The sequence below is a fragment of the Burkholderia sp. D-99 genome, assembly GCF_011605345.1.
Lineage (GTDB): Bacteria > Pseudomonadota > Gammaproteobacteria > Burkholderiales > Burkholderiaceae > Burkholderia.
Genome location: NZ_JAAOXM010000005.1, coordinates 380,540 through 405,928, shown reverse-complemented (window position 1 = coordinate 405,928; position 25,389 = coordinate 380,540). Strand labels below are relative to the sequence as shown.

Annotated in this window: 17 protein-coding genes; 4 read left to right on the top strand and 13 right to left on the bottom strand. The window is 65.2% G+C overall.

Annotation, left to right across the window (positions count from 1 at the left end; genetic code table 11):
• Window positions 1–3: 3 nt before the first annotated feature.
• Window positions 4–6,318 (top strand): AAA domain-containing protein, encoded by a 6,315-nt coding sequence (locus HAV18_RS21370; RefSeq protein ID WP_166959794.1) that lies wholly within the window; start codon window positions 4–6, stop codon window positions 6,316–6,318.
• Window positions 6,315–7,661, top strand: a complete 1,347-nt coding sequence (locus HAV18_RS21365; RefSeq protein WP_166959411.1) for a hypothetical protein — start codon at window positions 6,315–6,317, stop codon at window positions 7,659–7,661. Before HAV18_RS21370 ends, HAV18_RS21365 begins: the two co-directional genes overlap by 4 nt.
• A gap of 69 nt (window positions 7,662–7,730) precedes the next feature.
• Here the strand turns inward: HAV18_RS21365 and HAV18_RS21360 are convergent, their stop codons facing one another.
• The 4 genes from HAV18_RS21360 to HAV18_RS21345 all read right to left on the bottom strand — a co-directional run bounded on the left by HAV18_RS21360 (window position 7,731) and on the right by HAV18_RS21345 (window position 11,372).
• Window positions 7,731–8,465 carry a lysozyme inhibitor LprI family protein gene (locus HAV18_RS21360; RefSeq protein ID WP_166959408.1) on the bottom strand — a complete coding sequence of 245 codons (735 nt, stop codon included), beginning with the start codon at window positions 8,463–8,465 and terminating at the stop codon, window positions 7,731–7,733.
• A 427-nt stretch (window positions 8,466–8,892) separates the two neighbouring features.
• Complete coding sequence (locus HAV18_RS21355; protein ID WP_166959405.1) at window positions 8,893–9,804, bottom strand: hypothetical protein; 912 nt, start codon at window positions 9,802–9,804, stop codon at window positions 8,893–8,895.
• Window positions 9,805–9,893: 89 nt separating this feature from the next.
• Window positions 9,894–10,217 (bottom strand): TfoX/Sxy family protein, encoded by a 324-nt coding sequence (locus HAV18_RS21350; RefSeq protein WP_166959402.1) that lies wholly within the window; start codon window positions 10,215–10,217, stop codon window positions 9,894–9,896.
• A gap of 222 nt (window positions 10,218–10,439) precedes the next feature.
• Window positions 10,440–11,372 carry a GlxA family transcriptional regulator gene (locus HAV18_RS21345; protein ID WP_166959400.1) on the bottom strand — a complete coding sequence of 311 codons (933 nt, stop codon included), beginning with the start codon at window positions 11,370–11,372 and terminating at the stop codon, window positions 10,440–10,442.
• 84 nt (window positions 11,373–11,456) lie between these two features.
• On the opposite strand from HAV18_RS21345, the gene HAV18_RS21340 reads away from it, so the two are divergent.
• Entirely contained in the window at window positions 11,457–12,173 is a 717-nt protein-coding gene (locus HAV18_RS21340; protein ID WP_166959397.1) for a DJ-1/PfpI family protein, read from the top strand.
• A 36-nt stretch (window positions 12,174–12,209) separates the two neighbouring features.
• Here HAV18_RS21340 and HAV18_RS21335 read toward each other — a convergent pair whose 3' ends face one another.
• The 7 genes from HAV18_RS21335 to HAV18_RS21305 all read right to left on the bottom strand — a co-directional run bounded on the left by HAV18_RS21335 (window position 12,210) and on the right by HAV18_RS21305 (window position 22,835).
• Window positions 12,210–13,943: a site-specific integrase gene (locus HAV18_RS21335; protein WP_166959395.1), complete on the bottom strand. Its 1,734-nt coding sequence runs from the start codon at window positions 13,941–13,943 to the stop codon at window positions 12,210–12,212.
• Between the two features lie 114 nt (window positions 13,944–14,057).
• Entirely contained in the window at window positions 14,058–15,326 is a 1,269-nt protein-coding gene (locus HAV18_RS21330; RefSeq protein WP_166959392.1) for a nitrate/nitrite transporter, read from the bottom strand.
• 15 nt (window positions 15,327–15,341) lie between these two features.
• Complete coding sequence (locus tag HAV18_RS21325; protein WP_166959390.1) at window positions 15,342–16,130, bottom strand: peptidylprolyl isomerase; 789 nt, start codon at window positions 16,128–16,130, stop codon at window positions 15,342–15,344.
• Window positions 16,131–16,139: 9 nt separating this feature from the next.
• A complete protein-coding gene (narI, locus tag HAV18_RS21320) occupies window positions 16,140–16,823 on the bottom strand; it encodes a respiratory nitrate reductase subunit gamma (protein ID WP_166959387.1) in 684 nt (227 codons plus the stop codon).
• A 26-nt stretch (window positions 16,824–16,849) separates the two neighbouring features.
• Window positions 16,850–17,545: a nitrate reductase molybdenum cofactor assembly chaperone gene (gene narJ / locus HAV18_RS21315; RefSeq protein WP_166959791.1), complete on the bottom strand. Its 696-nt coding sequence runs from the start codon at window positions 17,543–17,545 to the stop codon at window positions 16,850–16,852.
• The gene (gene narH, locus HAV18_RS21310; protein ID WP_166959385.1) at window positions 17,545–19,074 is read right to left on the bottom strand and encodes a nitrate reductase subunit beta; all 1,530 of its coding nucleotides are present in this window, start codon (window positions 19,072–19,074) and stop codon (window positions 17,545–17,547) included. Before narH ends, narJ begins: the two co-directional genes overlap by 1 nt.
• Window positions 19,071–22,835, bottom strand: coding sequence for a nitrate reductase subunit alpha (locus HAV18_RS21305; protein WP_166959382.1), 3,765 nt, complete (start codon window positions 22,833–22,835; stop codon window positions 19,071–19,073). Before HAV18_RS21305 ends, narH begins: the two co-directional genes overlap by 4 nt.
• Before the next feature lie 420 nt (window positions 22,836–23,255).
• On the opposite strand from HAV18_RS21305, the gene HAV18_RS21300 reads away from it, so the two are divergent.
• Complete coding sequence (locus tag HAV18_RS21300; RefSeq protein ID WP_166959381.1) at window positions 23,256–24,440, top strand: tetratricopeptide repeat protein; 1,185 nt, start codon at window positions 23,256–23,258, stop codon at window positions 24,438–24,440.
• 132 nt (window positions 24,441–24,572) lie between these two features.
• Here the strand turns inward: HAV18_RS21300 and HAV18_RS21295 are convergent, their stop codons facing one another.
• Both HAV18_RS21295 and HAV18_RS21290 read right to left on the bottom strand, forming a co-directional pair.
• Entirely contained in the window at window positions 24,573–24,764 is a 192-nt protein-coding gene (locus HAV18_RS21295) for a DUF2964 family protein (RefSeq protein ID WP_166959378.1), read from the bottom strand.
• Between the two features lie 15 nt (window positions 24,765–24,779).
• Window positions 24,780–25,259 carry a universal stress protein gene (locus HAV18_RS21290; protein WP_166959376.1) on the bottom strand — a complete coding sequence of 160 codons (480 nt, stop codon included), beginning with the start codon at window positions 25,257–25,259 and terminating at the stop codon, window positions 24,780–24,782.
• Window positions 25,260–25,389: the final 130 nt, after the last annotated feature.

The following is a 25,389-nucleotide window of genomic DNA, read 5'->3' as shown; positions in this document are numbered from 1 at the left end:
GCCATGATGCGTTTTTGCCCGAATTGCCGAACCGAGCGGTCGGTCGACGAGTGGTTCTGTGCCGGCTCAGTCGGCGAGGCCATTTGCAACTGGGACTTGTCAGGCGTACCGATCCGGGCGACCGGCTGGCGCCCCCAGGATGTGATCACGGTTGAGGCTGTCAGCCAGCAAATGGCTTCGGACACACCCGAATCCACCGTGCAGACACCGTTGTGGTGCACGAACGGCCATTCGATGAACGTCGGCGACCTCATGTGCCTGGAATGTGGCGCGGATCCGACCTTGCCAGTTGACGCACAGCGTCTCGGCATCGACGTTGAGGTTTCCGCAGATCGCTCGACAGAGGGCTCCCCGCCGGCGCCCGTCGAAGAAACGCGAATCGACGGCTGGCGACTATTGCGTCAGATTTCCAGCACGGACGGTGTGCGCGAGCGCTACGTGGCCCAGCAAGACGAGACCGGCAGGCAGGCAGTCCTGACGCTTTATCGACCGGGCGCAGAACCGGATCCGGCGGTCTATGACGTGGTCCGCCGCCTACCGCGCGAGCATGTGCCGGAGATCATCGCTACCGGACGTTGGGATCAACGTGCCTACGAGGTCGCTGAAGAGATGAGCGGCGGGACTCTGGCGGATCTCGGCATGGCAGTACGCGATATCGAGACGATCCGCCATGTGGTCGATGAACTTGGCCAGGCCCTGCAAGCGTTTTCGGACGTGGGCCTTCGGCATCGGGACCTGCGGCCCGGAACGCTGCTTGTGCGCAGCCTCGAACCTCTGGACCTCGTCATCAGCGGCTTCGGTTCCGCACGGCTGTCCGAATTCGACCTCGATATCGTCTCACCGCTCGAAACGACACGCTATATGGCGCCCGAAGCCATTGCAGGCGGTGTTGCCGCGGCGTCCGACTGGTGGAGCCTCGGCATGATCCTGCTCGAGCAACTGACCGACGGCCGCTGCTTCGAGGGCATCAACCCGCGCGCGTTTCTGATTCACGTGCTGGCCAACGGCGTCACTTTACCGGACGATCTGAATCCGTCACTTCACCTCTTGCTGCGCGGCCTGCTGGCACGTGACCGACATCAACGCTGGCAATGGCCTCAAGTCAAAGCCTGGCTGGACGGCAAACCGGTAGATGCACCATCGGCAGTGACTGTTGACTCCGATGGCGACGAAGGCGCCACCATCGCATTGGGCGCTCGGCAATATCGCAAGCCGGCGGTCTTCGCGCTCGCCGCTGCGGAGCGCGAGAATTGGGAAACGGCACGCGACCACCTGCATCGCGGCGTTGTGCTGACATGGGCAGAACAAGCCGGCGCCAGTGCAAAAGTGCTGGCCGGCCTGCGTCAGGTTGCGCAACTCGACGGCGTTGATGACGATTGCCGTCTGATGATCGCGCTCAAGCTGTTGAATTCTGACATCCCGCTTATTCTGCGCGGCGATATTGTCACGCCCGGTTGGTTGCTGCAAAACCCGCTGGAGGGTTACGACCTGGTAACCGGGCCGGTACCAACGCTCCTGGAGCGGCTGGGCACGGAAAGTTGGCTGTCCAGGCTGCGCTCTCGCGCCGATGAAGTGCGACACCGGGCCGCTCATCTTGGCATCGAACTGGACGAGGACATGGTGCGCATCGCGCTGCTTTCCACCTCGCGTGCTCAATTGGCCGCGCAATGGGAACAGCGACGCCTGTTGTTGCCGGATTCAGACCATCACGGTCTGTTGTCGCTGTCGGAGCGCCGCGTCCTCAGCGAGGAAGACCTGATCGTTCTGCTGAGCGCCGCAATTTCACAGTTTCGTTCGGTCGACGAGATCCTCAACCAGGCGACGGCCATCGCAGAGCGAGAGCAGATTCTGGTCTTCGACCGTCAGGCTGCCCGGACCGCGCTTGCGCTGCCGCGCGTCGAGCTGTTTCACGCGATCGACGACCGAATCGCCGGATTCGCGCGGACCGGAAACCAGACAGTCGATGAATGGGCGGAGCAGTTCCGATTAGAACGTCGCTTGCCACTGCACGAAGTGGTCGTTCTCTTGTCCGTGCCCCCCGAGCAGTGGCTGGAACCGCAGAAGCAGCAATACGTGTCGCAGATCCTCGACTTCTTCGAGAAAAAAGTCGCCACAGCGGTATTGCGTGGTCCGTTGGTACGGATGACGATCGGCAAAACCACGGGGCGGGTCGATCTTCAAGAACTGAACGGCGAACGCTTCGCCAGCACCGCGTTGCTTGACCATCTGCTCCAGCGCAATGTACAAGCGGTATCGGTGGACCCAGCCGTATTTAGTGCAAGCGGAACACTCGAAGGCCGGTTGAATACGCTGTACCGGCAGACCTCGCTCTACAAACGGGATACCGGCATCGACGGCCTCTATCTCGGCTTCCCGTTCCTGCTTTACAAGGATCATCGCAGCACGACGCGCCCTCGCATCGCCCCTGTCCTGTTGTGGCCGGTCAAACTGCTGATGGAGCTCGGCACGCGAGGCCAGGTCGCGATGGCTTTCGACGGCGAGCGCGAGGAGGTTCGCCTGAATCCGGCACTCGAGGGCCTGCTGGGACGCGAGGCCGTCAAGGCGTGGCGCGTCGCAGCCGACGAGGTGCTCGGACGTTCCGCGTTGAAAGCGGCCGACGTGGTCGATGCTTTCGGCCTGCTGGCCGACGTGGAAAGCCGGAAACTCGGTTCGCTACCGTTGCCGACCCTCGACGTGCCCGTCGGCGCGACACGCATCGTCTGCGCCGGCGTGCTCTTTCACGTCGACTTCGCCGGCCAAGCCATCGGCGAGGATCTGCGCCAGCTCAAGCAATTGTCGCCCTCCGGCACGGCGCTCGAATCGATGCTGCGGCTCAAGGACAAATCCGCCTACCAAGCAACCGAGACAGCGCAGACCGAACTCGACCGATTCCTGACAGTGGCAAGCGATCCATCGCAAGAAACAGCGATCCTGCAGGCGCGTCAGGGCCCCGGACTACTGGTCGAAGGGCCGCCCGGTACCGGCAAGAGTCAGACAATCGTCAACATGGTCGCCGACGCGATCGGACAAGGACGCAGCCTGCTGATCGTCTGCCAGAAGCATGCCGCACTGGAAGTCGTTCGCAAGCGTCTCGTCGCGGAAGGCCTCGGCGATCGCATCGTGATGCTCAACGACGTCAACAAGGACCGCGAGCCAACAATCCGAGCAGTCCGCGAGCAACTGGATGCGATCTTTCGAAGCACCGTGTTCGACCACGGATTGATACGCCAGCGTGAACGCATGGCCGCGAGAATCGAGGCCCTCGAGGGCGAACTTGATCGCCGGCATGCAGCACTGCATCGCATCGACGAATCAACCGGTCTCAGCTATCGGGCACTGCTCGGTGAACTGATCCAGCTCGAAGCCGGCACACCGCCCGTCAGCGTGCCGCAATTGCGTACACGGCTTGCCACGCTGGATATTTCGGCGCTGACAACGCTGGAAGAACAATGCGCACCGCTCGCCCGCTACTGGTTACCGTCGAAGTTCGAGGGCAGTGCACTGGTGCAATTGAAGTCCTTCGCGACGGATGCCGCCACGCTCCAAACGTTCAATGCCATGTTCGCGGAGTTCTGCGGGGCAGAGCGCCTGCGAATCGAGACGCTCGCCACGCATCCCGCGCGATTCGATGTCGACGACCCCGCCCCGTATCGGGCGTGGCTCGATGCCAACGCCGGCCGCCTTGTCGCGCTGGACGATACGCAACGCAAGCGGCTTGCACAATGGCTGCCGTTGTTTCGACCGGCCGATCATGCCGATGCTGAAGGCCATCGGTACTACACGGCGCTCGGCGGCCTGCATCGCGATCTGTTGGCCGTCGAGACCAGCGGCTTCGATGCCGTGCTGTCGGATACCGTTGCACGCTTGCCGGATCCGGAGCTCCGCAAGCTCGAGACTCAGGCGGCGTTGGCAACTCGCGCCCCGTCTCTATTGCGTCGCCTTAACCCGGTCACTTATCTGCGGCGTGGTCGCTTGATGAAGTTCGTCGCCGGCTGCGGCGCTCCCGCGACAGACGAGACGCTTCGCAAGCTGCTGGCGGCTAGCCGGCTCGAAAAGGCCTGGAGGCCGCTGCGCGACACATTGAACACGATCAGCCGGGCATTGCATCTAGAGACGGTTGAGCCTACCTGCGGGCCGGCACTCGCCGATGCCTGCCTGACCCGCTTGCGCCAGCTCGAGGAAATCCGCGAACTCGCACAGCATCTTGCAATCGCGCCACGCGGCGACGAGTTCGACTCGGCCGTGATGACTGGAGCTCGAGCACCCGTCGAACAGTTGCTCGACGGTTTCGAAACCGCGTTTGTGCGCCACAATGCGCGCCAACATAGTCTGAGCGCACTGAGGCCGCTCGATGAGTGGCTCTCGACAGAACTCGTCACCGCCTGTCGGCAGGCGATTTCCGACAACATCAGCTATCAGGCGCCGTTGAACCGAATCAGCGATGCGTTGCCGACATTGGCCGCATACCAGCAATTCCGGACCCGAGCACGGCATGTCTCGACCGAAGCGCTCGACGTGTTTGCCATCATGCGCGACCACGAAGACGCTCTGACGCGCCTGCCTCCTGAACACCTCGACGATGCAGTGCGGCGCATGATCAACCGCGAGGCGCGGCTAGGATGGAAGCGGCGCATGGAGCAGGACAATCCCGAGTTGCTGCTCGACCAAAGCGAAACGACCGCAAAGATCGACGCGCTCGCGGCTGCCGATGCGGAAATGCGTCGGCTGAACCGCGAGATGCTTCGCAACGGTATCGATCACGGCAGACTGGGCTCAGCGCGTGACTGGGAAGATGTGACGCGTTTGACCGGCCGGCGCTCCCGGCGCCTGCGCGAATTCATCGAACTCGGTACGGGGTTGGGCCTGATGGCGCTGAGGCCAGTCTGGTTGATGAACCCCGATGTCGCCAGCCGCGTACTGCCTCTGAAATCAGGGCTGTTCGATTCCGTCGTCTACGACGAGGCATCGCAGATGCCGGTGGAATACGCCATTCCGACGCTGTTCCGCGGCAACTTGTCGATCGTCAGCGGCGACGAAAAGCAAATGCCGCCAACTGCGTTCTTTTCGAGCCGAACGGATAGCGACGAAACGGAAATATTCGACGGCGAGCAACCCGACGATGCAGCGACGGAAGACGAGCGTGAGCGCTTCGAAGACACCTGGAACCGACGCGAGATCAAGGACTGTCCCGACCTGCTGCAACTGGCACGAAGCGCACTACCCGTGTCGACGCTGCAGATTCACTATCGTTCGTCGTATCGAGAGTTGATCGGCTATTCAAACGCCGCGTTCTATGAGAACAACCTCAGTGTGCCGGTCCGCCATCCGGATGCCACGGTGCGCGAGGTTAAGCCGATTGAACTCGTCCAGGTGAATGGTCTTTACGAGCAGCAGACCAACAGCGACGAAGCGGATCGCGTGGTCGCCTATCTGGCGCAACTGTGGCAACAGCCCTACGATCAGCGCCCCTCCGTCGGCGTGGTCACGTTCAACCGCAAGCAAGCAGACCTCACACTCGAGCGCCTGGAGCAGCGTGCGGAAGTGGATGAGGCATTCCGCGATGCCTATCGTGAGGAACTCGACCGAACCGATCGTGGCGAGGACATGGCCGTATTCGTGAAGAACGTCGAGAATGTCCAAGGGGACGAACGCGACATCATCGTCTTTTCCACGACCTTCGGGCGAAACGGCCAGGGAACCTTCCGACGCATGTTTGGCGTGCTTGGCCAGAGCGGTGGCGAGCGGCGCCTCAATGTGGCAGTGACGCGTGCCCGCCATAAAGTCGTGCTCATTACGTCGATGCCTATCCGCGAGATCTCCGACATGCTCACGACGCAGCGCAAGCCGGCGATTCCGCGCGATTATCTTCAGGGTTATATGGAATACGCACGCGCAATGTCGAACGGTGAGCTTTCCGCCGGCCGTGCATTGCTTGGCCGCATGAGTAGCGAACGAGCGCATGCGAAGCTGCGGCAGACGGGTGCCGTCGACGGATTCGCGGAAGATGTGCTTGCCTATCTGCAGGGCCTCGGTCTATCACCGGTGTCAGCACAGGAAGGCGATGCTTTCGGGCTTGATTTTGCGATCGCAAATCCGGAAACCGGTCTTTATGCGATCGGCATCGAGTGCGATGCACCGCGTCATCCCTTGCTCGAACATGCACGCGCCCGGGAAATCTGGCGGCCGTCCGTGCTGGGACGAGCCATTCCGACACTGCATCGCGTCTCGTCGCAGGCCTGGTACCACGAACCGGAGTCAGAGAAGGCACGCCTGAAAACAGCCGTAGAGCTAGCCCTTGGCCAGGAGGTAATAGCATGAGCGGCCCGAAAGTAGTCCGGATCGTGACGCGCGAGGAAATCGTCGCGATCTGCGAGGGACATTTGCAGCGCCTTGACCAGACCATCGCCACATGGATTGCCGAAGGCCAACGTATCGGCAAGCTGTCGGACGAAGAGATCGCGACGACCCAGGCTCGCCGTGAAATGCTGGGAGCATTGGTCGCCGCCGACGCGTTTATGGATTTGCAGAAGCAAGTGCCCGACGAGATTGCGTTCCTGAAGACCGATCTCGCCCGGCGTCAACAGGCGGCAATAGACCAGGCCGAGCAGGCAGCGAAACGTCGACGGCAAGGACGGCACAGCGCGACGACATTGCTCGGTACATTGCAAGCGAAAGGCATCGAGATTCCGGCTGAACTCCGTAGTCAGCTTGATCGCTTGCGCTCGGGCAACATACTTGAAGACGCCGATGCCGTGCTAGCGCAAGGGTTCGCCCTTCTCACACCTGCTGTAGGACGAACACTCAACGATGCACAACGGGCGCTAGCGAATCGCCTGATGCCGGAGGAGGCGTCGGCAGACTTCCAGACCTGGAAAACAACGCAACTGGCTACGTCTCGTGATCCGTCGATCGACCGTCTCGATCGACAGATCGGCGAAGCACGGGTATTCCTGGAACCACAAGAGGTCACCCGGTTCTCGTCACGACTGGATGCCCTCGAAGACGAGGAAAGCGACGCGCGAAGAAGCCTGCTGCTCGACAGCCTGATCCTCGACCTGTCGAGTGCAATCGAAGCGGCCCGCGCTCGTCGCACCGCTATCTCGGCACTGGAAGAACTGACGGCGGAGATTCGGGCTTGCAACACGACAGACACGGCGATTTATGTCGAACGCGCTCGACAGTGCGATATCACCACGTCACCTGACGTCGTAGCCGAGCTGACCCGAACCGGGCAGGACCTGATCGAGCGGGTGCGGCAGCAACAAGCAGCGGCGGCTCGGCGCAACGCAATCCTGAGCGGCTTGGCGCGACTCGGCTATGAAGTGCATGAGGGCATGACGACCGCATGGGCGAAGGATGGCCGGGTCGTTGTAAAGAAACCTTCCCTGCCAGGTTACGGTGTCGAAGTCGGCGGCCAGGCCCAAGCCGGTCGCCTGCAGGTTCGAGCCGTATCTCTCGTCGCGAATCGCGACGTTGCCCGCGACAAGGATGTCGAAACGCTCTGGTGTGGCGAATTCGACCGATTGCAGGCGTTGCTGGCACAACATGGCGACGACTTGCTGATCGAACGTGCGATGGGTGTTGGCGAGGTACCGCTCAAGGTTGTTTCCGAAATGGACCATACGTCCGGTACGGAAGCAGCCTTGCGCACACTGAGGTAAATCGTGCTGGAGAGAGTCTTCCAGGCGCGGCGTTCGCCGCGCATCGGGGTCATCGCTGCCGAAGTGAATCTATTTGCCGTCCTCGGGAAGCAAAGGCTTCGAACCTAGCGAACCCACGAACTGGCCGATTCTCTCGCCGTATGCGCGACGCAAGCAATTGAGGTCCTTGCCACATTGGTGCCGAGTAGCGACCCACTCCGACTCGGATTGCCGAAGAGACTCCGGATCCGGGACGGTTCGCAATGCAGCCGCGTACAGCTGAGCCAATCTCCGGTCCATTGCTGCCAAACCTGGGTCATGACAGATCGCCGATTCGTCATCGTACGATGCTCGTGAGCAATCAAAACTGGTCGCAAAAGTATGCGCTTGCACGGCATGATCAACCGGTGCGTCGGAGGCACCGCCGTTCTGTTCAGAAATTTCGATCGATGGACGCCCGGCACTGGACATGCTGGATGCTGACCGATCTGACGGATGAACGTCCGGCAGCAAATTCTCGTTTGTCGGTTTAGCAGCATCGACAGTGGAAAGTCCCCCCGCTACCCGGTCTTCGTGAGTCACTTCGGCGCGAGTCGATTGCATGTCCGTATCCGATATGCGGTTAACCATCAACCCGAATAAAAATAAACCGATACCACACAACAAAATCTTGCCTGACCGGACAAAATTTCTAGAGTCCGGCTCGTTGTTCTTATAACCAGTCTTAAACCTCCGATCTACCTTACGCGTGTCTATAAAGCCACCAATACCGATCAGTGATGCAAGCACCCCTATTCCAACCAGGCTGTTGCCTACTATTGCCATTTGGTTTCCCCGATGCAAATTTCACGTGTATTTTTTTAACGTGACTCCCAGCGGTTGCATCAAGAGTGATTCGGACAGATTCGTGCGGGCCCTCTCAGCCTTTTCCACCCATCTTGTCTTCGTCGCTCTTTAGCTTCCCTACGTTCGATCACGATAGGATTTTATTCCACAGTCACTCGGAAGAGCGCCAAGAAAATATATCGTCGAATTCGCCGATTTTTCTTAGTCACGCGGACAAACCGGCAACGCGCTATCCATTTGGTGATTTCCGGATACCAGTTGAGAATAATCGCCACCGACAGGCCCTCCGAAAACAGTGTCGGATTGTGTCCGCAACTCACACTCCTGCATCCTTCCACCTCGCTCCAGCCACGTGGGCGTTGTTCACGAAGCTGTCCGCTCGCGGCGCTCCGCGCATGTGCGCCGCCTACCGCGCCGCCTGCTGCCGCTGCACCTCCTGCGCTTTCATCTGCAGATACGGGCCGCGCTCGACCTCGTGCAGTTGCTGCGGATACTGCTCGGTTGCGTCGAACCAGCGCGCGAGGCGCTGGTCGAGCGGCTTGTCGAGCGTCGCGAGATACGCGTCGATCGCAAGGTAGTAGCGCATCGTGTTGCGCTCCAGCAGCCCGCGCACGCCGCCCACGTACTGCGGCTGCGCGGCCGATGCGCCACCGACGTTCGTGAAGCCGATCTTGTCGCTGCCGACGGTCGCGAGGTAGGTCTTCATCGCCATGCGGCCGACCGTGCCGAAGCCATACGAATACGTGAGGTGCAGGAACGTGCGCGACGCGCCGACCGGCACGGCCTCCAGCGCGATCCGGTAATCCTTCGTGCCCATCGGGCCGCTGTCGGCGGTCAGGTCGACCTGGAAATAGTCGGGCGATGTGGCTGCCACGCGATAGCGGAACTGCACGCGATAGGTGTCCGACAGCTTCTGCTGGATCTTTCGGCCGAGGTTCACGTCGAGCACCGGGCCGTTGCTGCCGCTCGACGCATGACAATACTTCGTGTTCAGGTGCAGGATCAGCACCGCGCACCAGTTCGCGGGGCCCTGCGCGGGATCGTCGAGCTGGCCGCTCACGACCGCGTACGGATAGTCGACCACCGCGTAGATGTCGCCCTTCAGCGACGACGACGCTTCCGCCGATTCGAGCACCAGCGGCCGGTGAAATGCGTTGTCCTTGAGTTGCGCGCCGAGGCTGCGGTAACGCTCGAGCAGCGTCGCCGCATCGTCCGCGCCGAACGACAGCGCGCTCCAGCCCATACACAGGGCCGCGACGAGCGCGTACCGGGCGCGGCGAGCAAGCCACGTGCCGCGCGGATGTCCGGATGTCTTCATTCTTGTGCTCCCGCCTGGCGCGCGAGGGTCGCGCACATGTGTCACAGAATACGCCTGGCCGCAGCGCAACATTGCACGCGAGAAGGCCGCTATCGGCGCCGCTTCACCGGCACCGGCAACTGCGCGGCGGTGATCCGGATCAGCGCCGACAGCCATTCGCGATCGTCCCAGCGCTCGCCGCCGATGACGAGATGCGGTTTCGCGCCCGGATACGGTGAACCTTCCTCGCACGCGCCGAGAAACGCGCGGCCTTCGGGTGTCGGCTTGACGAACAGCCGATCGTCGCAGACGAGCGCGGCCATCTTGCCGTCGCAATAGATACCGTACTCGCCGAACATCTTGCGCGCCGATACCGTGCCGGCCGCCCCCATCTGCTCGACGATGAAATCGACTGTGCTTTGGCTCGATGCCATCCCTGCTCCTTGTAAAAAGTTTATGACCGTGGGGTATGCCGGACCGTTCCGCCCTATTGGCAGATGCGCTGCGGTACGTCATCCATTCGACAGCGGAACGCGCGTTAAGACACGTGCAGGGGCTTCCCGGTCCACATCGCCCCGCGTCCTGACAATTGCATGACGGCGCGCGCCCGAGCGAGACAATCGCGATCGACGACGTGACGACGCGACAACGCCCGCCTACGAACGCAGCGCCGACGGCGCGACGCCCAGCCAGCGCTGGAAACTGCGCCGCATGTTCTCCGTATCGCCGAAACCGCATTCGTTCGCCACGCGCTGCAGCGACGCCGCCCCGCTTTCAAGCGCGGCGCGCGCGGCTTCCACGCGCAGCTTCTCGACTGCCTTGGCCGGCGTAAGGCCGGTTTCCGTCTGAAACGCCCGCGCGAATTGACGCGGGCTCATGCACGCCTGCTCGGCCAGGTCGCTCACGCGCAAGCGCGCGCCGAGATTGCGGCGAATGTAGTCGAGCAACGGCTTGAAGCGCCCTTGCGCGCTGTCGAGTTCGATCAGTGCCGAGAATTGCGACTGCCCGCCGGGGCGCCGGTAGTACACGACCAGCCGTTTCGCGACGGCCCGCGCCAGCCGCTCGCCGCGATCCTCGCCGATCAGCGCAAGCGTCAGGTCGATGCCGGCCGTGATGCCGGCGCTCGTCCAGAACGGCCCGTCATTCACGTAGATGCGGTCGAGCGCCAGCCGCACCTGCGGAAACGCCTGCGCGAAGCGCTCGCCGCAGCCCCAGTGCGTGGTCGCGAGCCGACCGTCCAGCACACCGGCCGCGGCCAGCAGCAAGCTGCCCGAACAGACGCTCGCCACGCGGATGCCGCCCGCCGCGCAGCGCCGGACGAACGCGCACGTCGCTGCGTCGACCATCGCGGCATCGACGCCGTCGCCGCCCGCGACCAGCAACGTATCGAGGTCCGCCGCATCCGGCAACGGCTCGGCGTGCCAGCTCACGCCCGACGAACTGCGCACCAGCCCCGGCTGCGCCGCGACGATGCAAACCGCGTAATACGGCGCGCGCGCATAGTCGGCCATCTCGAACGCGGAAACGGGCCCGGCGGCATCCAGCACCTGGAAACCGGGATACACGAGCACGGCGACGCGATGGGTCATGGCAGAAAGTGCGGGAGAAATGACATTGCGACGGACAGCGTGCGGCGCGATGCTACAGGCCGCTCATGTCTTCGGGAGTTCGTGATGTCCACCACGCCGTTCATCGTCGTATTCGCATTGTTCGATCATGTCACGCAGCTCGATTTCACCGGGCCGGACGAAGTGTTCTGGCGTCTCCCGGGTGCGCGGATTCACCGGGCCTCGGTGCGCTGCGGATCGATTCGCGCGGACAGCGGCCTGACCCTTGCTGAGGTCGAGCGGCTCGCCGACATCGCGCACGCCGATCTCGTCTGCGTGCCGGGCGGGCTCGGCGTGATCGACGCGCTCGCCGACGAGGCGTTCGTCCGCGAGGTGCGCCGGCTCGCGCTGGGCGCCCGCTATGTTACCTCCGTGTGCAGCGGGTCGCTGGTCCTCGGCGCGGCCGGGTTGCTGCAAGGCCGGCGGGCCGCATGCCATTGGGCGTGGCGCGACCTGCTGCCGCCGTTCGGTGCGATCGTCGACGAAGGCCGCGTGGTACGCGACGGCCCGGTCATCACGGGCGGCGGCGTCACTGCCGGCATCGACATGGCGCTCTCGGTGATGGCCGACCTGGCCGGCCCGGCCTACGCGCAAGCGGTACAGCTCGGCATCGAATATGCGCCCGAGCCGCCGTTCGACTGCGGACGTCCCGAGCGGGCCGCACCGGACATTCTCGCGTCGGTGTCCGCGCTGTTCGAGCGCGTGCGGCCCGATCGTCATGCGGTCGTGGCGCGTGCGGCGCAGCACCTCGCGCACCCCGACGCAAGCCGACAGCCGACATGACGCGCACGCAGCGCCTGCCTCATCGACGCGACGCCGTTACTTGTCCGCCGCAAACGCGCTCGACATCTGCCGCGCCCGCTTCACGTCGTCGCCATGCAGGTAGATCGACGTCGTCGAGATCGACGCATGCCGCAGGTTGTCGCGCACGGTCGTCAACTCCGCGCCGCGCGCCAACGCATGCGTCGCATGCGTATGGCGCATCCAGTGCGGGCTCGCCTGCCGCAGCTTCTGCGCGAGCGCGGGGTTGTCGGCTTCGACCAGATCAGCCGTCTGCGCGAAGAATCGCTGCATCACCTTCCACAGCCGCACGCTCGTGATCGCGGCCGCGCCGTCTTCCGCGAGGCTCGCGATCAGCGGCGTATCGGGCCGCCAGCGCACCGGCGTGACCGGCAGCCGGCGCACAACCAGATAACGGTCGAGCGCCGTGCGCGCGAGCGGCGGCAACGCGACGCGCGCGGCCTTGCTGCCCTTGCCGATCACCTTCAGCCACGCGTCGCCGTGCGCATCGGTCTCGATACCGCCGAGCGTCGCGCCGACCAGCTCGCTCGCGCGCAGCCCGGTCGCATAGCCGAAATCGAGAATGAAGCGCAGCCGTTGCGCGGCGGCCGGTGTCCAGCCCGACTGCGGCGCGGCCGTCGTGCCCTTACGGAACTCGAGCCCGTCGGCGATCGTGCGCACGAGCAGCCACTCGCCTTCGGTGAAGGCGTGCGACGTGTCGAGCGCGTTTGCACCGCGCGTGTCGCGCACCTTGACGCCCGCGAACGGATTCGCGAGCAGGTAGCGCTGCTCGATCAGCCAGCGAAACAGCGCGCCGAGCACCGACAGCGTGTACGCCGCCGAACGCGCGGACAGCGCACCCGAGAACGGCCGCCAGTCGGGCGCGCTGCGCGGCCGCACGGGCCCGACCCAGCGTTCGTGTGGCGTCGGGCGCCGCACGAACGCGCGATACGCGACCGCATCCTCGGTCGTCAGCGACGACAGCGCGCGGCCGCGCTCGACGATCGCCCACAGGATCAAGCGCTCGGCCTCCTTCCGGTACGCACGCCGCGTCGCAGCCGATTCGTGCAGCGAGAGCCAGGCATGCACGGCCGCGTAATCGTTGTCCGCATCGAGCGTGCTGGTCGCGCGCGGCGCGCGGAACGTGCCGGCCGAACCGTCGACCTCGTGCGGCAGCTTCAACTGCTCCCACGGCACGATGCTGCCGCGCGGCGTCGCCGCGATCAGCGCGCGGGCCCGTTCGGTCAGGTCCGGATGCGCGGCGAAAAACGCCTCGATGTGCCGTGCACTGGCCACACCGAGGCCCGCGATCGCACGCCACCACTGGCGCCGGCGCGGAATCCGCACCGTGAGATCGGCGAGCGTCGCGATCCCGTGCGCCCGCAGCGCAACGACCGCACGCGCGGGCAGCCACAGGCCGACGTCGTCGCTGATCTGCGGGACCGGCGCGCGCGCATGACGCAGCAGGCCGATTGCTTCGGCAGCCGCCTTCGCCTCCTGAATACGCTCACCGTCGGGATGACCGAGCCGCTCCGCGAGATCGGGCCGGCCGGCCTGCCGCGCGACGCGCACGAGGCGGCGCCGGATGCCGCCGATCACGCCGCGCGCCGAGCGACCTTCGCCGAGACGATCGGGCAGGTAGCGCTCGACCGCCTGGCGCACGGTCATGCCCGCGTACCACGCGCGCAACGCGGCCAGTTCGTCGGCGTCGGGAAAGCCTGCGGGCGCAGGCGCGGAATCGGAGGAAAGCGGTGAGGCGAGGCGCGGTTTCATGGGCGCCAGTTTGACAGAAGCGCGCGCGGCCGGATACGTCGCGGGCGCGACAGGCGACGATGCGCGACCCCGGATCGTCCCGGCATCGCGCCCACGCGTATCGATCGAAACCCGTCAGCCCGTGACAGGCGTGCGCCGCACTTCCGACAGGTAGATCAGGATCAGCGACACCCACACGATCCCGTACAGGAACATGAAGCAGGTCGTGCGCACGCGCAGCAGGTCGAGCAGCATGCCGAACAGGATCGGCAGCAGGAAGCCGCCGAGCCCGCCCGCGAGCCCGACGATGCCCGTGACGACGCCCATGTTGTCCGCGAAATCGTCGGCGACGTACTTGAAGGTCGACGCCATCCCGAGCGCGAACACCGCGCCGAGCACGAAGGTCAGCGCGACGAAGCCGGCCACCGGCATCGCCACGTTGAGCGTCGCGGTGCCGTCGATCGTGTGGATCACGAAGTCGGTCGCCGGATACGACAGCAGGAACAGTGCGATCCATGCGACCCATAGCCCCCACCACGTGACCGCGTGCGCGCCGAAGCGATCGGACAACGCACCGCCGAGCGCGCGCAGCACCGAGCCCGGCAACGAGAAGCCGGCCGCGAACGCGGACGCCATCACGAGCGACATCCCGTATTCGCTCTTCAGGTACTGCGGAATCCACAGCGACAGCGCGGTGAAGCCGCCAAACGTGATCGAGTAGTACTGGCAGAGCCGCCACACGCGCGGGTCGCGCAACACCTTGAACGAATCGAGCAGCGAACCGCCGCGCTTGCCCGCGCCCGGATCGGGCGCCGACGCGAACCAGAAAATCGCGGCCGTGACGAGCAACGCGACCGCATACACGCGCGGCACGAAGCGCCAGCCGTACGCGTCGAGCAGCAGCGGCGTGACGAACAGGTTGACGGCCGCGCCACACGTGCCCGCGCCGAACACGCCCATCGCGAGTCCGCGCCGCTGCGGCGGGAAGAAACGCGCGACATACGGCGTGCCAACCGCGAACGACGCGCCGACGCAACCGAGAAACAGCCCGATCAGCAGGAACTGCCAGAGCTGCGTCGCGTAGCTGACGATATAGACGGGCACCGCACACACCACGAGCAGCACCGTCATCACGATACGGCCGCCGAAGCGGTCGGTCCACGTGCCGAGCGGCAAGCGCATCAGCGCACCGGTCAGCACGGGCGTCGACGTGAGCAGCCCGAATTCCGTACTGTTCAGCCCGAGATCGGTGCGCAACTGCACGCCGAGCACGCCGAACATCATCCACACGACGAAGCACACCATGAATGCGAGCGTGCTCGCGGCCAGCACCGACCACGCGCGCAGCGGAATCGCCGGCGCGCCGCCGGCCGGCACCACGTTACCTTGTTGTTGAGTTGCCATGCATCACACCCCGTTTCACTGGACCAGCGGCCCGTTCGCGCCGTCGAATGCCACACCTTCGACGCGCGCACCACCCGCGAGAATCGCCACGTACTGCCGCATCGCCCGCTCCCGCACGCGTTCCGACAGGTACGCGGCGATCTGCGCGGCGGCTTCGTCGAACGGCACCGCATCGCCCGGCACGCGGCGCTCGATGCGCACGATGTGGAAACCGAAGCGCGTATTGACGAGTTTCGGCAACACGCCGAGCCCGTCGGTGTCGAACAGCGCGGCCTCGAATTCCGGCACCGTGTCGCCGCGCAGCAGCTGCCCGAGGCTGCCGCCGACTTCCGCCGACGGGCAGTTCGACGATGCGCGCGCGAGTGCTTCGAACGTGTCGGGCGCGGCGACTACATCGGCGAGCGCGGCCTCCGCGCGCTGCCGCAGCGGTGCGAGCGGCACACGATCCGTCATTGCGAACAGCACGTGGCTCGCATAGACGATGTCGTTGCGGCGAAAGCGCGCCGGATGCTGCGCGTAATAGCGCTCGCAAGCCGCGCGATCGGGTTCGGGCAGGTGCGTGAGCTCGCGTTCGAGCAGCGCGTCGACGGCTGCATCGTCGAGCGGTGCATTTTCGTCGAGCAGCGCGAGCGACACCGCGCGCTGCCGCAGCAGCTCGCGCACCGCGAGCGCGCGCCGGGCCGCGTCGAGCGGATCGGGCGCGTCGCCGTGATGCGCAGCCTCGGCCGTAATCGCATCGTCACCGATCGCGACACCGTTGATGCGCAATGCGACAGGTACGTCATCGGAAAGAACGTCGTTCATGCGGCCTCCTCAGCGCTTGCGCACGAGCTGGTACGGGCGGATCAGGTACGCGACCGACGCGATGCCGCTCCAGATGTGCACCATCCGAGTGAACGGCGACACGAGGAAGATCGTGAAGCCGAGCAGGATATGCAGCCGGTACGTCAGCGGCACGCCGACGAGCAGGCTCGCGATGTCCGGCCGGAACGTAACGATGCCCTTCACGTAGTCGGTGAGCTGCTCGAACATCGCGCCGTCCATGTGGCGCGTCGACAGCACGACGGTGCCGAGCCCGAGCGCGAGCTGCACCCACAGCATCAGCACGATCAGGATGTCCGACCGGCGGCTGTTGCGGCGGATGCGTGGGTCGCCCAGGCGGCGCCAGATCAGGATCGTGAGCCCGACGATCGCCGCGACGCCAGCCGCCCCGCCCGCCACCATCGCGACGAGCTGGTGCCCGGACGCCGACAGGAACGGCGACACGAGCCAGTGCGGCGCGAGAAAGCCGCCGAAGTGGCCGAGCACGACGACCAGCACGCCCCAGTGGAACAGGTTGCTGCCGAGCCGCAGCATCCCGTGGCGCAACAGCTGCGACGAATCGCTTTTCCACGTGTACTGCTCGCGGTCGAAGCGGATCAGGCTGCCGAGCAGCAGCACCGCGAGACAGATGTACGGATAGATCCCGAACAGGAATTGATGCAGGTAATCGTTCATGGCTTTCCCCTGTTGGCGCGACGCGACTACGCGCGCCGCGCGGGCCGTTGATCGTAGAAGCGCACCGGTTCCTCCGCCGGCGTGGCCGCGCCGACGAAGCGCACGGCCTCGTCCGCATACGACGCGTCGAGCGCACGATAGTCGGCGGCGCTCGGACGCTCGGCCGCCACGTCGTCGGCGGCCGCGCCCGGTGCGTCGGCCGGTGCGAGGCCGGCCATCGGCAGCAGCGCACCGACGACGAAGCCGTAATGGCTGCCGCGCTGCGCGAGCTGGCCGGCCAGCGCGCGCAGGATCTCGCCGGTTTCGGCGAGCAGCTTGCGGGCATCGGGCGCCGGCAGCCGCGACAGGTATTCGAGGAAAACCGGCAGGTAGTCGGGCAGCTCGCCCTGCTTCAGGAACAGCCCGTGCCGCTCGTACATCTGCAGCAGGTCGACCATCGCCTGCCCGCGGTCGCGCGATTCGCCGTGCACGTGCTCGAACAGATACAGCGACGTCGCACGGCCACGGTCGAACAGCGCGACGTAGTTCTCCTGCAGCGTCAGCAGGTCGCGTTCGCGCACGTACGCGAAGAAGCGGTCGAGACCCGCGCGCACCGTTTTCGGCGCGCGCGCGGGCTCGCGCAGGTGCGCTTCGATCGAGTCGAGCGCGGCGACGAGCGTATCGTCGGGATAGTCGAGCAGCGCCGCGAGCGCCGCGTAGGTCGGATCGGGTGCGGTGCTCATCATCGCGAAGCCTCGTGGATCGGAATCGTCTTGCTGCCCTTCTTCGTGCTGAACAGGCTCGCGTCGGAACGGCCGTCCGAGCAGCCGTTGCCGAACGAGAAGCCGCACGACGCGCGCAGGTCGTACGCGTTCTCCGCATACTCGCGGTGCGTGGTCGGGATCACGAACCGATCCTCGTAGTTCGCGATCGCGAGATAGCGGTACATCTCCTCGACCTGCGCAAGCGACAGCCCGACCTGGTCAAGCACGCCGCGCGCATCGATGCCGTCGACGTGGCGCGCCCGCATGAAGGCACGCATCGCGAGGAGCCGTTCTAGCGCGAGCTTCACGGGTGCCTCGTCGCCCGCCGTCAGCAGGTTCGCGAGATAGCGCAGCGGAATGCGCAGCGATTCGACGTCCGGCAGGTAGCCGTTCATCCCGAGCGCGCCGCTGTTCGCGGCCGCGTTGATCGGCGACAGCGGCGGCACGTACCACACCATCGGCAGCGTCCGGTATTCCGGATGCAGCGGGAACGCGATCTTCCAGTCGATCGCCATCTTGTAGGTCGGCGAACGCCGCGCGGCGTCGATCCACGCGGCCGGCACGCCGTCGCGCTCGGCCTGCGCGATCACGGCCGGGTCGTCCGGGTCGAGGAACAGCGACAGTTGCGCTTCGTACAGGTCTTTCTCGTTCTCGGCGCTGGCCACCTCGCTGATCCGGTCGGCGTCGTACAGCAGCACGCCGAGATAACGAATGCGGCCCACGCAGGTTTCCGAGCACACGGTCGGCTGGCCGGCCTCGATGCGCGGATAGCAGAAGATGCACTTCTCGGCCTTGCCGCTCTTCCAGTTGTAGTAGATCTTCTTGTACGGGCAGCCCGACACGCACATGCGCCAGCCGCGGCACTTGTCCTGGTCGATCAGCACGATGCCGTCTTCCTCGCGCTTGTAGATCGAGCCCGACGGGCACGACGCGACGCACGCCGGATTCAGGCAGTGCTCGCACAGGCGCGGCAGGTACATCATGAAGGTGTTCTCGAACTGCCCGTAGATGTCCTTCTGCACCCCTTCGAAGTTGGTGTCCTTCGCGCGCTTCTCGAACTCGCCGCCGAGGATCTCTTCCCAGTTCGGCCCCCACTCGATCTTCTCGAGGCGCTGGCCGCTGATCACGGAGCGCGGCCGCGCGACCGGCATCGCGCGCGTATTGCCGGCTTCCTGCAGGTGCGCGTAGTCGAACGTGAACGGCTCGTAGTAGTCGTCGATCTCCGGCAGGTGCGGATTCGCGAAGATCTGCGCGAGCAGTCGCCACTTGCCGCCGAGGCGCGGCTCGATCCTGCCGTCCGCGCGCCGCTGCCAGCCGCCGCGCCAGCGGTCCTGGTTCTCCCAGTCCTTCGGGTAGCCGATACCCGGTTTCGTCTCGACGTTGTTGAACCACGCGTATTCCATCCCCTCGCGGCTGGTCCACACGTTCTTGCAGGTCACCGAGCAGGTATGGCAGCCGATGCACTTGTCGAGGTTCAGCACCATCGCGATCTGTGCGCGTACCTTCATGACGTTTCTCCTTCGCGCCCACCCTGTGTCGCCGTTGCGGCTGCTTCACCGTCGAGCCAGTCGATCCGGTTCATCCTGCGTACGATCAGGAATTCGTCGCGATTCGAGCCGACCGTGCCGTAGTAGTTGAAGCCGTACGACAGCTGCGCGTAGCCGCCGATCATGTGGGTCGGCTTCAGTGCGATGCGCGTGACCGAGTTGTGGATGCCGCCGCGCGTGCCGGTGATCTCGGAGCCCGGCGTGTTCACGATCTTCTCCTGCGCGTGGTACATCATCACCATCCCGGACGGAATCCGCTGGCTCACGACGGCCCGCGCGCACAACGCGCCGTTCGAGTTGTAGCACTCGATCCAGTCGTTATCGACCGCGCCGATCGCCTTCGCGTCGTCCTCCGACATCCACACGATCGGGCCGCCGCGCGACAGCGTCAGCATCAGCAGGTTGTCCGTGTAGGTGCTGTGGATCCCCCACTTCTGGTGCGGCGTCAGGAAGTTCAGCACCCGTTCGGGGTTGCCGTTCGAACGCGTGCCGAGCATGTGCGCGTAACTGCCCGTATCGATCGGCGGCTTGTACGCGCACAGCGATTCGCCGAACGCACGCATCCACGCATGATCCTGGTAGAGCTGCTGGCGGCCGGTCATCGTGCGCCACGGCACCAGCTCGTGCACGTTCACGTAGCCGGCGTTGTACGACACGTGCTCGGATTCGATCCCGCTCCAGGTCGGCGACGAGATGATCTTGCGCGGCTGCGCCTGGATGTCGCGGAAGCGGATCTTCTCGTCCGCGCGCGCGGCGGCCAGGTGCGTATGGTCGATGCCCGTGATGCCCGACAGCGCGCGCCACGCCTTCACCGCCACTTCGCCGTTGGTCTCGGGCGCGAGCGCGAGGATCACCTCGGCCGCGTCGAGCGCCGTGTCGATGCGCGGGCGGCCTTGCGCCGTGCCGTCGGCCACCTTGTAGTTCAGCTCGCCGAGCAGCTTCACTTCGTCCTTCGTGTCCCAGCCGATGCCCTTGCCGCCGTTGCCGAGCTTGTCCATCAGCGGCCCGAGCGACGTGAAGCGCGCGTAGGTGTTCGGAAAGTCGCGCTCGACGACGGTCACGTTCGGCATCGTGCGGCCCGGTACCGGCTCGCATTCGCCGCGCTTCCAGTCCTGCACATCGAACGGTTGTGCGAGCTCGCCCGGCGAGTCGTGCGCGATCGGCGCGAGCACCACGTCGCGCTCGACACCCAGATGCCCGTCGCACAGCTCGGAAAAGCGCTTCGCGATCCCCTTGAAGATCTCCCAGTCGCTCTTCGATTCCCACGCGGGATCGACGGCCGCCGACAGCGGATGGATGAACGGGTGCATGTCGGACGTGTTCATGTCGTCCTTCTCGTACCACGTCGCGGTCGGCAGCACGACGTCCGAGTACATGCAGGTGGTCGACATCCTGAAGTCGAGCGTCACGAGCAGGTCGAGCTTGCCGCGCGGCGCTTCGTCGTGCCACGTCACTTCCTCGGGACGCGGGCCGCCCGTCGCGCCGAGATCCTCGCCCTGCACGCCGTGGGTCGTGCCGAGCAGGTGCTTCAGGAAATATTCATGCCCCTTGCCCGACGAGCCGAGCAGGTTCGAGCGCCACACGAACAGGTTGCGCGGGAAGTTCTCCGGCGCATCGGGATCTTCGCTCGCCATCCTCAGCACACCCGACTTCAATTGCTGCGCGATGTCGGCACCGGCCTGCGCGGGATCGGCGAGCGCCGCGCCGACCTTCAGCGGATTCACCGCGAGCTGCGGCGCGGACGGCAGCCAGCCCATCCGTTCCGCGCGCACGTTGTAGTCGATCGGCGCGCCGTGGAACTGCGACTTGTCCGCGAGCGGCGACAGCAGCGTGGCCGGATCCATCAGGTCGTAGCGCCACTGGTCGGTATGGGCGTAGAAGAACGACGTCGCGTTCATCTGGCGCGGTGGGCGGTTCCAGTCGAGCGCCGCCGACAGCGCCGTCCAGCCCGTCTGAGGCCGCAGCTTCTCCTGGCCCACGTAGTGCGACCAGCCGCCGCCCGGCTTGCCGATGCAGCCGCACATGATCAGCATGTTGATGATCGCGCGGTACGACATGTCCATGTGGAACCAGTGGTTGATCCCCGCGCCGATGATCACCATCGACTTGCCCTGCGTCTTGTGCGCGTTCTCCGCGAACTGCCGCGCGACCGAGATCACGTCCGCGCGCTTCACGCCGGTGATGGCTTCCTGCCAGGCCGGCGTGTACGGCAGGTCGTCGTCGTAGCTCGCGGCCACGTCGCGGCCGCCGAGACCCTGGTCAAGCCCGTAGTTCGCGACGAACAGGTCGTAGACGGTCGCGACCAGCAGGTCGCCGTTGTGCGTCGCGATGCGCCGCACGCCGATCCGGCGCGACAGCGTGGACGCATGCTGCGTCGAATTGAAATGCGCGTGCGGCTGGTTGCCGAAGTACGGAAACAGCACGTCGACGACTTCGTCGTGCACGGCCGTACACGACAGCCGTGGCGACAGCGCCGCGCCCTTCGACGTCTCGCCGCGCAGGTTCCACTTGCCCTTGTCGGCTTCATCCTGCTGCCCCCAGCGGAACCCCACCGAGCCGACCGGTACGACGAACTCGCCGTTCGCGTCGTCGATCATCACGGTCTTCCAGTCCGGATGCGCGGCCTCGTCGAGCGCATCGTCGAAGTCGGACGCGCGCACGAGGCGCTCGGGCACGTAGCCGTCGCCGTGCGGCACGAGACGCACGAGGCACGGCATATCGGTATAGCGCTTGCAGTAGGCGGCGAAGTAGTCGCTCTTCCCCGCCAAATGGAATTCCTTGAGGATCACGTGCCCCATCGCGAGCGCGAGCGCCGCGTCGGTGCCCTGCTTCGGATGCAGCCACAGGTCGCCGAACTTCGCGCCTTCCGAGTAATCGGGGAACACCGACACGACCTTGGTGCCGCGATAGCGCGCCTCGACGAGGAAGTGCGCGTCCGGCGTGCGCGTCTGCGGGACATTGGAGCCCCACATCATGATGAACGTCGAGTTGTACCAGTCGGCCGATTCCGGCACGTCGGTCTGCTCGCCCCACGTTTGCGGCGACGCGGGCGGCAGGTCGCAATACCAGTCGTAGAAGCTCAGGCACACGCCGCCGATCAGCGACAGATAGCGCGAACCTGCCGCGTACGACACCATCGACATCGCCGGAATCGGCGAGAAGCCGACCACGCGATCGGGGCCGTGCCGCTCGACGGTGTGCACGTTGGCCGCCGCGACGATCTCGTTGACCTCGTCCCAGCTTGCGCGCACGAAGCCGCCGAGGCCGCGGCGGCTCTGGTACGAACGGCGTGCCGCATCGTCTTCGACGATCGAGCGCCACGCGTCGACCGGCCCGAGCGTGCGGCGGCGTTCGCGCCACAGCTTCACGAGCGCGCTGCGCACCATCGGGTGCTTCAGGCGGTTCGCGCTATACAGGTACCAGGAGTAGGACGCCCCGCGCGAGCAGCCGCGCGGCTCGTGATTCGGCATGTCCGGGCGCGTGCGCGGATAGTCGGTCTGCTGGGTTTCCCAGGTGACGATCCCGCCTTTCACGTAAACCTTCCACGAGCACGAGCCCGTGCAGTTCACGCCATGGGTCGAGCGGACGATCTTGTCGTGCTGCCAGCGCATCCGGTAGCCGTCTTCCCATTTTCGGTCTTCGTCCGTGACGGCGCCGTGTCCGTCGGAGAAGCGCGGCCTCGTGGTGGAGAAATAACGCAATCTGTCCAGGAAATGGCTCATGGGGATCTCGTTTTTCCGGTCTTTTGGCAGACCCTGATTATTCAAGGAGGTGAAATAGCAGATGTATAGAACGACCGAATTTCGATCGTTGTTTCCTTCTCACCGTGATCAAACCCATTGTCGGACGGATAGACGTATCACGACTTGATACAAATCACGCTATCGTTGATCGGCTCGAAACAGCGAAAGCAAATGGGGCGCGAGCAACACGGCCTGCTATGCTGCGCACTGCATTCGCGCGCGATCCGCCTGCCGCTTCCTCGCCTCACGCTGCGGCGGGCGAGATCCGCATCGAATTGCGCTGGACGTTCCGGCCATCCGTATCGGTATTCGCAGCGGGTTATCGAAAGGCGCGCAGGTCGTTCGGTGCATTTCCGGCCGTCGGTCAATAACACCTTTACCAACAAGAACCGCAATTTCATGACATCCCGCCTTCTCGCCGCGCTCGTTGCCGCGGCCTTGAGCTGCACCGCCCTGCCCGCCGCCCATGCGCGTACCTACGTCGCACCGACGGCATCGTTCGGAAAAGGGGCTTACGTTCACCAGTTCGTGCTGCGTGACCCCGCCACGCACCAGCCGCTGCCGAATGCGCGCTACCGGCTGTTCCTGCCCGGTCAGGTCATCGCAGGGGTGCCCGTCAAGCCGGAACAGCATGACAGCGTGATCTTCGGCACGACCGACGCGGCCGGGCGGACCGTCCGGATCCGGCTGCCGAAACTGCATCCGGAGAAGCAATGGGTGTTCAACTCCATCATCGGCGACGGCGATCTGGGCGAATCGTTCCGGCTGGTCGATCCGGGCGGCACGGCACCGCTCGGCCATTTCCCGTACGTGCTGGACGTGGAGAACGAATATCTGGCGTGCGGCTATTCGGATGCGAACGGCTACACCTACTACGCGCAATCGCGCACGCCGCGCAACGTCAATCTTTACGTCGGCATGCTGGCCGGGTCGGCCGACACCGACTGGTGCGCGGGCCCGGGCGTGACCATCGCGAACAGCGTGAACGCCCCGGGCGCACCTGACCTGTACACGCAGTACCTCGGCAGCCTGGTCGCCAACGGCGACCGGATCAGCAGCGAATTGCGGCAGCAGATCGCCGCCAAGCTGCTGTCGCTCGCGATCGCCGAACGCGACGAGGGCCGCGTCACCGCCGCGCTCGATCTCGACAGGATTCCGGACGATCGCCTGAACGACCTCGGCTATCGGCTCGCCGATGCCGGCGTCGCGGTCGAGCGCGGGCTCGCGATGATCGACGCGCATCTCGCGCAATCACCAGACGATGCGTATGCGCTCGACAGCAAGGGCTGGGCGCTTTATCGCCTCGGTCGCAACGACGAAGCGCTCACGTGGTTCGACCGGTCGATCGCGATCTTCGCGAAGGACGGCGATGAGGACAAGGGCGCAAGCGAAGCCTATGCAACCGGGCTGACGCACAAGGGTGAGGTGCTGTGGAAACTGGGGCGCCAGGATGAAGCGCGCGATGCGTTCGCGCAGGCGCGGAAGGTTCAGCCGAAGAACGCGGAGCTTGAGGAAACGTTGAAGCGGCTGGAGATACAGGTCGGGCAGGACGGCGCGAAGGCGCCGGGTACGGCAAGCGAGTAAACGGAGCAACGGCGCGGCATGGCCGCGCCAAGCAATGAGGCGGGCGCGGCGGCTATCGCCGGCCTTTCGGAAAGCGGTTTCCGACCACTTCCGGCACCGTCGGCCAAAAGAAACCGGCCATGCCCGCGCGCGTCACGCCTCGCCTTTCGCACCCGGATTGAGCATCACGACGAAGGCGGCCACGCCGACGACCAGCGCGATCGCGCCGCCGCGCAGCGCCATCGCGTTGTCGAACAGCAGGCCCGACACGACGGCCATCATCCCCGCGAGCGACACGAACACGGCGATCGCCGCGACGACGATCCTGGACTGGCGGCGTATCATCGCGCGCCCGCCGCGTCAGGCAGCCGCAGCAGCGGCCGCGACATCGTCATCGTCGCCGCGAATCAGCAGCACCGGGCACTTCGAGCCGCGCACGAAGCGCTCGGCGACACTGCCGAGCAGCACGCGCCGGATGCCGCGCCGCCCGTGCGTGCCGACCACCGCGAGATCGATCCCGCCTTCCTTCACGTAGCGCTGCAGGCGTTCCGCGATGTCCTCGCCGATGCTCTCGGTCTCGACGAGTTCGGCCTCGCCGTTCGCGCCGGCCAGCGCGATGATCTGTTCGGCTTCGCGCAGCACCTTGCGCCCGTCGTCGCGGATTTCCTCGACGAGCGCGTGCGGATCAAAACGGCCCGCGTAGGTGAACAGCACCGACTTGTCCACCACATACACGGCACTGAGATGCGCGTCGCCGGCCAGCGCGACCTTTACCGCCTCGGCAAGCGCCTGTTTCGACGAACCGCTGCCGTCGACGGCCACCATGATCTTCTTGTACATGCGAACCTCGCTGGGGTGAATTGCCGCGCGTCTGATCGCGCGCGGCCTTGTCACCATCATCGGCGGATGGCGAGTTCGAATGTTGACGACGATCAAGCGGGCGCCCATGCCGGCTGCGACCGGCCGACGC